A 1,188-nucleotide genomic window follows, 5' to 3' on the forward strand; every position below is an offset into this window, starting at 1 on the left:
GCATCCGCAGCTTCGGTGTCTAGTTTGAGCCCCGTTATATCTTCCGCGCAGGCCGACTCGACTAGTGAGCTATTACGCTTTCTTTAAAGGATGGCTGCTTCTAAGCCAACCTCCTAGCTGTCTGAGCCTTCCCACATCGTTTCCCACTTAACTAGAACTTGGGGACCTTAGCTGGCGGTCTGGGTTGTTTCCCTTTTCACGACGGACGTTAGCACCCGCCGTGTGTCTCCCATGATTGCACTCTCAGGTATTCGGAGTTTGCATCGGGTTGGTAAGTCGGGATGACCCCCTAGCCGAAACAGTGCTCTACCCCCTGAGGTGAGACATGAGGCGCTACCTAAATAGCTTTCGAGGAGAACCAGCTATCTCCGGGCTTGATTAGCCTTTCACTCCGATCCACAGGTCATCCGCTAACTTTTCAACGGTAGTCGGTTCGGTCCTCCAGTTGATGTTACTCAACCTTCAACCTGCCCATGGATAGATCGCCCGGTTTCGGGTCTACTCCCAGCAACTCAACGCCCTATTAAGACTCGGTTTCCCTACGCCTCCCCTACTCGGTTAAGCTTGCTACTGAAAGTAAGTCGTTGACCCATTATACAAAAGGTACGCAGTCACCGTCCGTAAACGGCTCCCACTGCTTGTACGTACACGGTTTCAGGGTCTATTTCACTCCCCTCACAGGGGTTCTTTTCGCCTTTCCCTCACGGTACTGGTTCACTATCGGTCAGTCAGGAGTATTTAGCCTTGGAGGATGGTCCCCCCATGTTCAGACAGGATAACACGTGTCCCGTCCTACTCGATTTCACTGTAAATGCACTTTCGTATACGGGGCTATCACCCACTATGGCCACACTTTCCAGAGTGTTCTACTAGTACATAAACAGCTTAAGGGCTGCTCCCCGTTCGCTCGCCGCTACTGAGGGAATCTCAATTGATTTCTTTTCCTCCGGGTACTTAGATGTTTCAGTTCCCCGGGTTCGCCTCTCAAAACCTATGTATTCAGTTAAGAGATACCCGCAAGCGGGTGGGTTTCCCCATTCGGACATGTCCGGATCAAAGTCTGTTTGCCGACTCCCCGAACCTTTTCGCAGGCTACAACGTCCTTCATCGCCTCTGACTGCCAAGGCATCCACCGTGCACGCTTATTCACTTGACCATATAACCCGAAGGCGTCTGATCAGTTGAATA

Annotated in this window: 1 rRNA gene; it reads right to left on the reverse strand. The window is 51.7% G+C overall.

The annotated features are described in order from the left end of the window. A 23S ribosomal RNA gene (locus G403_RS0120435) occupies positions 1 to 1,156 on the reverse strand; the annotation flags it as partial. Positions 1,157 to 1,188: the final 32 nt, after the last annotated feature.

This window comes from Marinobacterium litorale DSM 23545 (genome assembly GCF_000428985.1).
Taxonomy (GTDB): Bacteria; Pseudomonadota; Gammaproteobacteria; order Pseudomonadales; family Balneatricaceae; genus Marinobacterium_D; species Marinobacterium_D litorale.